This window comes from Candidatus Magnetaquiglobus sp. (assembly GCF_058402785.1).
The window spans coordinates 1-8840 of the sequence record NZ_JBZVFG010000080.1; the positions used below are offsets into that span (position 1 = coordinate 1).

Here is an 8840-nt window from a genome sequence, read left to right on the forward strand (position 1 = left end):
TAGGAAATTCCAGCGTGCAGGTCAACAGGAAAAAGCACATCGATTGCATTTTTTTGCGTTTTTTCTGGATCTGTTTCACAAGTCAATGATTTATAATGATAATCTCTTTGACGAATTTGACCCCCAAAAAGGCCAGCACCAGCAGACCATAGCCCCACAGGGTGAATCGGACCGCGCGACGCCCACGCCACCCCTGATAGTGACGCCCCACCAACAGCACTCCAAAGACCAGCCATGTCGCCCAGGTGAACACCACCTTATGGGAAAAGACGAAATAGACCCCCTTCTGTTCATGGGCGTGCAGGGCACCGGTCACCATGCTCGTGGTGAGCAGCAGGAAGCCCATGCGTACCATCAGAAACAGGGTCGATTCCAGGGCATTCAGGGGTGGCAGCATCTCGAAGAGCGCCCCGAGGTGCTTGCTCTTCAAGGCGTGCTCCTGAAACGCATCCATCAACGCGAAGATCGCCGCGATCGTGAAGAGGCCATAGGCCAGCAGCGACAGCACCAGATGGCCGATCAACAGCGGACCGGTCACGCCGCGCGCCTCGGGGGCCGCCGTGGAGAGAAACAACGCCCCCCCGAGGGTGAGCACCATCAACGGCAGCAACAGCACCCCGGCCAGCCGCGCCTCGCGTCCCAACAGACGCCAGCCGGCCAGATAGAGCAGTCCCATCACCCACGAGGACCACTCCAGCGACAACGCCAGATTCATCCCCACCCGACCACCCGATCCGATCAACTCCCGGATCATCGGCACCCCCTGCATCACCCAGCCGGCCAATACCAACCACCAGACCGCCACCGTCTCGGGACGATGGCCGCGCAACTGATGAAAGATCACCCAGGCGGATGCCATGGCATACATGCCGGTGGCCGACCAAAAATGCAGCTCCATGCTTTTAAGTTCCTCGCGCGCGTAGCCCACCCGATCGCCTAATCGTTGGCGTGGAACTCCCGTCAGGATGAGGTTCCACGATCGGAGGGTGAGAGGGGGTGCTCCCCCCATCTTTTAAGTTCGTGAACACGGTTCGGGTTGACCCGTACCCTGCCAGTCTGGTGACGCCATGATGAAAGACCAAACATTCACCCGGTTTTCTTCGTTGACGACGCCGCTCTTTTCCCCTACGAATGAAACCGATCGACCTGCCGTTCCCTCACCATCCCAAGCACACGGATGCCGCCCATGTCCGAGCCGCCACCCCAGACTTCCGCCACCCAACCGGTGACCATGATCGTGGTTGCCGCCGGACAGGGGAGCCGCTTCGGCTCGGAACTGCCGAAACAGTATCTCCCTCTGGCCGGAAAACCCCTGCTCGCCCACGCCATCGAACGTCTGCATGCCCACCCCCTGGTCGAGGCGATCCTGCCGGTCATCGCGCCGGACGGCGCGGAACTCTGGCGGCGGATCCTCGGTCCGCGTCTGGCCGAATGGCCCAAGCTGCTCGCCCCGGTCCCCGGAGGGGCGGAACGGCAGGATTCGGTGCGTCTGGGTCTGTTGAGCCTGAACCTGCCCCGATCCAGTTGGGTCGGCATTCACGACGGCGCCCGTCCCCTGCCGAGCCGCGATCTCCTGGATCGGCTCTTCGCGGCGCGGGACAAGGCCGAGGCCGTGGTTCCGGCCATTGTAATCCATGACACCATCAAAAGGATAGACGGTATCGATCGGGTCGGCAAAACCCTGGACCGGGCCCATCTGCGCCGCATCCAGACCCCGCAGGTGTTCCGTTACGGTCTGCTGCTCGACGGGCACATGCGCGCCCACGAATCCGGCATCCTGCTGATGACCGATGACGCAGCCCTGATGGAAGAGGCCCATATCGGGGTACGCACCATCGCCGGCGAAGAGGAGAATCTCAAGATCACCCGCCCGGAAGATCTTCTTCTGGCGGAAAAGCATCTCTCATACCGGAGTTCGCCCATGGAACCGCGCATCGGCCAGGGATTCGACGTACACCGTTTCACCCCCGGACGCCCGTTGATCCTCGGCGGCGTCACCATTCCCCACGACCAGGGGCTTTTGGGTCACTCCGACGCCGACGTGCTGTTGCATGCCCTGTGCGATGCCCTGCTGGGGGCGGCCTCCCTCGGCGACATCGGCCACCACTTCCCGGACACCGATCCCGCCTACCAGGGGGCGGACAGTCGCGTGCTGCTGGCACGGGTTGACGCGGCCATCCGCGCCAGGGGGTTCCAGGTGATCAACCTCGATGCCACGGTCATCTGCCAGGCGCCACGCATCGCCCCGCACATCGAGGCCATGCGCGCCAGCATCGCGGCAACCCTTGCCATCGAGACGGAGCGGATCAACATCAAGGCCACCACCACCGAAAGGCTCGGTTTCACCGGTCGCGGCGAGGGGATTGCCGCCCAGGCCGTGGCGTTGTTGTCACGCCAGGCGTGATGCCCCCTCCGGGAGAGCGTAGAGCACGCCCCCGCGCGATCCTGCGTTTTGGCGCGTCACGGAAAATCCGCATGCAAACCATTTACGCGCGATCAAACAATTTGGTATATTTATCTTGGCATAATTTATTTTGCTCGAGGATCCATACATCATGGCCGCAACGACCGATCAAAGACGACGCCACGAACGTTTTTCGTTTCATAACAACGTCACCTTGACCCTGAATGATGGACGACGGATCGAGGGTACGGCTGAGAACATGGGCTTCGGAGGCGCCGCCGTGCATATCGACGAGACCCTCCCCGAAATTCCGGTGGGCAGCGAAGGACAGATCCGGGTGGTCTTTTTCGGACGCCCCACGGACTATCCCTGCCAGGTGGTGAGCGTGAGCCGGGGCAAACTGGGGATCAAAATCCTGCGCGCCGATTATCAGGGAGCGCCCGAGGATCTGCTATCGATCAAGGAGTGAGACTCAGACGGAGGTTCGGCCACGGTCGGACCTCCGTTCACACCCGATAGAACTCCCGATACCAGGCCACGAAACGCCGCACCCCCTCGTGCACCGGGGTGCGGGGACGAAATCCCACATCCCTTTCCAGATCATCCACATCCGCCCAGGTGGCCGGCACATCGCCGGGCTGCATGGGCAGGAAATTCTTCTGGGCCGTCATGCCCAGGGCATCCTCGAGCGCGGCGATGTATTCCATCAACTCCACCGGCTGGTTGTTGCCGATGTTGTAGATCCGGTATGGCGCCGAACTCGAGGCCGGATCCGGGCGCGTTCCGGTCCAGTCGGGATCCGGGATCGGGATGTGGTCGAGAACCTTCACCACCCCGGCAACGATGTCGTCGATGTAGGTGAAGTCACGCCGCATGCGCCCCTCGTTGAAGACATCGATCGGCCTGCCCTCCAACATGGCGCGGGTGAACAGGAACAGGGCCATGTCCGGACGCCCCCAGGGTCCATAGACCGTGAAGAAGCGCAGGCCGGTCACCGGCAGACGGAACAGATGGGCATAGGTGTGCGCCATCAGCTCGTTGGCCTTTTTGGAGGCGGCGTACAGCGACAACGGATGGTCCACGTTCTGATGCACCGAAAAGGGCATGGCTTCGTTGGCCCCGTACACCGACGACGACGACGCGAAGACCAGATGCCGGACTCCGGTGTGCCGGCACCCCTCCAGAATATGGGTAAAGCCCACCAGATTGCTCTCCACGTAGGACATGGGGTTGATCAGCGAATAGCGCACCCCGGCCTGGGCCGCCAGATTGACCACCCCGTCAAACCGCTCCCGGTCGAACAAGGCCTCCATGCCGGCGCGATCCTGGAGATCCAGCCTGGCGTGGGTGAACCCTTCGTGCCGGGTCAGTCGGTCCAGGCGGGCCTGTTTGAGGTTGACATCGTAGTAGTCGTTGAGATTATCGAGCCCCACGACCCGATCACCCCGTTCCAGAAGGGCCAACGACAGGTGAGAACCGATGAATCCAGCCGCACCCGTAACGAGAACCTTGCCCATGTGTTTTCCTTTCCGATAGACTCAATAAAGGATCGAACCCGTGAGGTTCAGACTATAATCGATATTCAACCGGAATGAAACCGTTCAACGACGATGCTTTCCATGGACACGGAAACCCGAACGACACCGCGCGACACGGCCTCATCCGCCGCGGTTTGGATCTACACGGATGGCGCGTGCAGCGGCAATCCAGGCCCTGGCGGCTGGGGAGCCCTGCTCCAATATGGATCCCATACGAAAAACATCCGCGGCTTCTCGCCGCGGACCACCAACAATCGCATGGAGATCCTGGCGGCCATTCACGCATTGGAGACGCTCAACCGGCCCTGCCGGGTGATCATCAACACCGATTCGAGCTACGTCAAGAACGGGATCACCCAATGGTTGCCGGGCTGGAAGGCGCGCGGCTGGCGGAAAAGCGATGGCAAACCGGTGCTCAACGTGGAGTTGTGGCAACGCCTGGATGCCGTCTGTCGAAAACACGAGGTGGAGTGGCGCTGGGTCCGGGGGCACGCGGGCGATCCGGGCAACGAAGCCGCGGATCAACTGGCCCGCGAGGCCATCGAATCCGGACGTGTCGGCGCCCTGGCGCCGGATCCGGCGGGATAGGAGAGTGCCATCCACGTCTAGCATGCATGAATTTTTGATTCGAGGGTGATGACTGAGGGGCTCAACCCCCGTTGAACGGGCCGCATCGAAACGGTTGACGACCCGCGATCACCAACCCTCGCGGACCCACGCCGGGTCCCATCCAGGGGTGAACCCGGCCTTGGTCCGGGTCATGAAGGAAGACACAATTAAGCACGAGGAGACATCCATGTTTGAGGATCAATTGCAAGCGGTGAATGAATTATTGAAAATCAACAGCAAGTTCCGTGAGCTTTACGATCAGCACGAATCGCTGCGCAACGAAATCGACGAAACCCGTCATGCCCGCAATCCGTTCGACATCGAGCGTCTCAAGAAAGAGAAGCTGCGCATCAAGGATCTGATGGCCGTCATGCTGGCCGAGCATACCGACGCCAGCTGAAACGACCGCACCAGAGCCCATCCGGGCTCAAGTCCCGACCCGCGCCGGAATCTCCCCTTCCGGCGCGGGGAGATTCCACCCGTCGCGCCACGCAATCACAAACCGCGTCTGAACCGATTCCTCTGAAAGATCGACTGTTTGCTCTTGCTTTCGAGCGGTTCCGGCGGCAGGGGCAGAGGCAACCAGTGGGTCGGGATCCAGGCCACCCCATCGAGCACCAGACTCCCCTGGGCATCCACCCGTACCAGCGCCATATCATGACCATCGCTCACCAGCACCATCGCATTGGCGCGGGGCCGCCTCTCCTCCAGCAACCGCCAGCCAAACCACATCTGCCGGGCGAATTGCGACTCCGGGTCCTCATCGGGTTCATCCAGCCAGTCGATGGCATCCCTGGCCTTCAAATAAAGTGACTTTCTTTGGGGTGATTCCATGCGCATTGTCCCCTCATCCCTTCCAGAATCGACGAAAACCTCATAAACTATCCGATAAATGAATATGATAGCCTGTTTCCAAGCAGCCGGCAACCCTCATGACGCCCGTGATCGGGCCACCGCCCTGGAACGCCCGCGAGGAAGGCGTGCGGTCGAGGCATGGGGGCGACCCATCAGGCTGGTTCGAACCGCGGCATCCGCCGCCTGACCGTTTTGTTCAGCACCCCACCGGAACGCGCGCGGCAGCCGCGCCGGATCAACCGCCACCCAAGAAAGTGAAACGTCGTGACCGATTCCATCCTCCCCTCCATGCCGGACCCGACCCAGGTCTGGAAACCCAAGGTCCATGGCCGCAAACGGGGCTTCGTCACCCCGCGCGAGAAGGTCTGGCTGGATGAGACCCTGCCGCTCTACCTCCCCCCGCGGGCGAACAGTCGCGCGGAACTGCTCGACGCTCTCGGCGCGGATCCGGAACGGGCGCGACTGGTGGTGGAGATCGGATTTGGCAACGGCCAGTTTCTCGCTCCTTTGGCCGCGCGACACCCCGAGGATCGTTTCATCGGCATCGAGGTGTTCCAGGAAGGGTTGGCCGGGTTGCTCCGCCGTCTGCAACGCGACGCGATCACCAACACCCGCATCCTGCCCGAGGATGCCCGGCAGGCCCTGCGCGACGCCTTTCCCGAACACGCCCTCGACTGGGTGATCATCAACTTTCCCGATCCCTGGCCGAAAAAACGCCATCACAAACGCCGCATCGTGCAGCCGGAACTGCTGGATCTGCTGGTCGAACGGCTGCGTCCCGGGGGATTGCTCACCCTGGCCACGGACTGGGCGGAGTATGCCGAATGGATGTTCGAGGTGTTGGAGGCCCATCCGGGATTTGTCAATCTGGTCGCGCCGGAACGGTTCGGCCCGCGTCCGGATTTCTGGATCGAGACCCGATTCGAGACCAAGGGGGTCGCCGCCGGTCGGACCATTCACCATCTGGCCTGGCAAGGACGGACGTAAGACGCGCCCGGATCGCAGGCGCGCACCCTTCCAGGATGCCCCTCCGGCAAACCCGATTCCAGGTGTGTACAAAAGGGGGCGCCTTGCGATATAGTCGGAAATTCAGCCCTTCTCCCGAACATCCGGACCACGGCATGGCCATGCACCCCCGGATGGAACAGCATGCATGAGGCGTCAATCACGAATCCCATGAAACGCAAGGCATCCACGGGGGTCATCTTCACCGCCGTCTTTCTGGATCTGCTCGGCTTCGGCATGGTGCTGCCGCTCATGCCGCTCTACGCCACCGATCCCCGCTTCGCCGCCTCTCCCGCCGAAATCGGCTGGTTGATGGCGATCTATTCGATCATGCAGTTCGTGTGCGCCCCCTACTGGGGCTGGCTCTCCGACCGGGTGGGACGACGCCCCACCCTGATCCTGGGTCTGGCCGGCTCGGCGCTCTCCTACCTGGCCTATGGCCTGGCCAACACCTTGTGGGTTCTCTTCGTGGCACGCGCCGTGGCCGGCATGATGGGCGCCAACATCGCCGTGGCCCAGGCCGCCATGGCCGACCTCTCCCCCATCGAAGACCGCTCCAAGGCCATGGGACTCATCGGCGCCGCTTTTGGTCTGGGCTTCATCCTGGGTCCGGCCTTCGGCGGATGGCTGGCCGGCTTCGGCATCGAGGCCGCACCCCTGGTCGCCGCCCTGGTCACCGGACTCAACGCCCTGGCCGCCCTGTTCTACCTGCCGGAGACCCGTCCCGCGCCGCTCCCGACCGCGGACACCACCCCGACGGCCCGGACCCGACCGGCGCACCCCCTGCTCTCCGCCACCCCATGGACCATGGCCCGCGCCTTCCCCGGCGCCTGGGTCGCCTGTCAGGTGGTCGGTCTGTTCGTCACCCTGTTCTCCGCCTTTGAGGTGGTCCTGCCGCTCTGGGGCCGGGAGTTCATGGGCTGGAACATGACCCATACCGGCTGGATCTTCACCTTTGTCGGCGTGGTGGCCGTGCTGACCCAAGGGGGACTGGTGCGACGACTGCTGCCAAAAATCGGCGAAAAACGGGTCGCCTCCGGGGGGCTCCTGCTGGTGAGCGTCGGACTCTTCGCCCTGGATCCGAACAGCTGGACCGGCATGCTCGTCGCCCTGGCCCTCATCGCCCTGGGAAGCGGTCTGATCCACCCCGCCCTCTCCGGACTGGCCAGCCTCAACACCGACCCGGCCACCCAAGGGGCGATGCTGGGACTCTATCAATCGATGAGCGCCCTGGGACGCAGCATCGGACCGGTGCTGGGCGGCTCGATCTACGACGCGGCGCGGGGCGGAATTTTCCCGCTCACGGCCATGGGGATCGCCGGGGTGCTGCTGCTGTTCGTGCTCCGGGGCCACCGGATGCGGGATTTGCGCTCCCCGCCAGCCCCATCACCAGACGCTCCATGACCCGACGCGGCTCCCCGCCGCTCTTGAGATCCCGATCGGCCTCCTGACAGCGCAACAACGCGTTGGCCAGACGACGCATGGAGAACTGGCGCGTCTGGGCGATGAACTCCCCCTTCTCCTTCCAGAAGACTTGCAGGCCGGCGATCACCGCCTCCGGGGTTTCGCCCTTTTCGAGGAGCGCCGCGCCCTGGATCAACCGCCGCAACCTCTGGAGCAGGATGGCCAGCAGCGCCAACGGCTCCTCGCCGGCTTCGAGCAGGCCATCCAGGATGGTCAGGGCCTGGCCGGCGCGACCGGAGAGGAGCGCCGAAGTCAGGGCAAAGGCATTCTGGCTGCCGGACCCTCCCACCGATTCCAACACATCCTCGACGGTGACCCGGCGGCCCGTGCCGACATACAGGGTGAGCTTCTCGATCTCCGAGGCGGCGTTGCGGGCATCCCCCTCGAGCCGCTCGGCCAGAAGCCCGATCGCCTCGTCATCCGCCGCGTGGCCCCGTTCGCGCAGCGCGACATGGATCCAACCGATCAACTCGCGCCCTTCGAGGGGGTAATAGGGGATGCACCAGGCGCTCTTGTGGGCCTCGAAGGCCTTGCGCAGGAGACTGCGGGCATCCAGGGCACCGGCCAACACCACCAGCACGGAGCCGGAGGCCGGGGATTTCAGATAACGCAGCAGCGCCTCCCGTCCCGGCGCGGTGAGCTGATCGGCATCTTTCAACAACACGCAGCGCCGTTTGGCAAAAAACGGAAAAGCATTGCAGCCGCTCAAGAACCGTCCCACGTCCAGGTCCGCGCCGTGGTGGGTTTCGAAGTCCATCTCCTCGTCCTCGGCGCTCAACACCGCACGCCGGACCAACAGGGCATGACTGGCCGCCACCCCCTGCTCCTGACCATAGAGCAGCATGGCCTCGGGCAGTGGACCCTGTTGCAGTCGGGAGGGGAGTTCGCGCGACGTGAGTTTCATGGGGAGATGGCCTCGGGCAGTGGACCCTGTTGCAGTCGGGAGGGGAGTTCGCGCGACGTGA

At 63.3% G+C, this 8840-nt stretch carries 10 protein-coding genes; 6 read left to right on the plus strand and 4 right to left on the minus strand.

Annotated elements, in window-relative coordinates; translation table 11 throughout:
* Positions 1-82: 82 nt before the first annotated feature.
* Positions 83-898 carry a cytochrome C assembly family protein gene (locus ACV4UY_RS16135; RefSeq protein WP_491608580.1) on the minus strand — a complete coding sequence of 272 codons (816 nt, stop codon included), beginning with the start codon at positions 896-898 and terminating at the stop codon, positions 83-85.
* Positions 899-1186: 288 nt separating this feature from the next.
* On the opposite strand from ACV4UY_RS16135, the gene ACV4UY_RS16140 reads away from it, so the two are divergent.
* Positions 1187-2404 carry a bifunctional 2-C-methyl-D-erythritol 4-phosphate cytidylyltransferase/2-C-methyl-D-erythritol 2,4-cyclodiphosphate synthase gene (locus tag ACV4UY_RS16140; RefSeq protein ID WP_491608581.1) on the plus strand — a complete coding sequence of 406 codons (1218 nt, stop codon included), beginning with the start codon at positions 1187-1189 and terminating at the stop codon, positions 2402-2404.
* 151 nt (positions 2405-2555) lie between these two features.
* A complete protein-coding gene (locus tag ACV4UY_RS16145; protein ID WP_491608582.1) occupies positions 2556-2873 on the plus strand; it encodes a PilZ domain-containing protein in 318 nt (105 codons plus the stop codon).
* Positions 2874-2910: 37 nt separating this feature from the next.
* Here ACV4UY_RS16145 and ACV4UY_RS16150 read toward each other — a convergent pair whose 3' ends face one another.
* On the minus strand, positions 2911-3921 hold the full coding sequence (locus ACV4UY_RS16150) for an NAD-dependent epimerase (protein ID WP_491608583.1): 1011 nt from the start codon (positions 3919-3921) through the stop codon (positions 2911-2913).
* A gap of 102 nt (positions 3922-4023) precedes the next feature.
* On the opposite strand from ACV4UY_RS16150, the gene rnhA reads away from it, so the two are divergent.
* Both rnhA and ACV4UY_RS16160 read left to right on the plus strand, forming a co-directional pair.
* Entirely contained in the window at positions 4024-4530 is a 507-nt protein-coding gene (gene rnhA, locus ACV4UY_RS16155) for a ribonuclease HI (protein ID WP_491608584.1), read from the plus strand.
* Between the two features lie 208 nt (positions 4531-4738).
* Entirely contained in the window at positions 4739-4951 is a 213-nt protein-coding gene (locus ACV4UY_RS16160; protein WP_491608585.1) for an HP1242/YdcH family protein, read from the plus strand.
* A 95-nt stretch (positions 4952-5046) separates the two neighbouring features.
* Here ACV4UY_RS16160 and ACV4UY_RS16165 read toward each other — a convergent pair whose 3' ends face one another.
* On the minus strand, positions 5047-5385 hold the full coding sequence (locus ACV4UY_RS16165; protein ID WP_491608586.1) for a hypothetical protein: 339 nt from the start codon (positions 5383-5385) through the stop codon (positions 5047-5049).
* A gap of 285 nt (positions 5386-5670) precedes the next feature.
* On the opposite strand from ACV4UY_RS16165, the gene trmB reads away from it, so the two are divergent.
* Positions 5671-6393, plus strand: a complete 723-nt coding sequence (gene trmB, locus ACV4UY_RS16170; RefSeq protein ID WP_491608587.1) for a tRNA (guanosine(46)-N7)-methyltransferase TrmB — start codon at positions 5671-5673, stop codon at positions 6391-6393.
* Positions 6394-6582: 189 nt separating this feature from the next.
* A complete protein-coding gene (locus ACV4UY_RS16175) occupies positions 6583-7815 on the plus strand; it encodes an MFS transporter (RefSeq protein ID WP_491608588.1) in 1233 nt (410 codons plus the stop codon).
* Here ACV4UY_RS16175 and holA read toward each other — a convergent pair.
* Entirely contained in the window at positions 7712-8779 is a 1068-nt protein-coding gene (holA, locus tag ACV4UY_RS16180) for a DNA polymerase III subunit delta (RefSeq protein WP_491608589.1), read from the minus strand. The genes ACV4UY_RS16175 and holA overlap by 104 nt on opposite strands.
* Between the last annotated feature and the right edge of the window lie 61 nt (positions 8780-8840).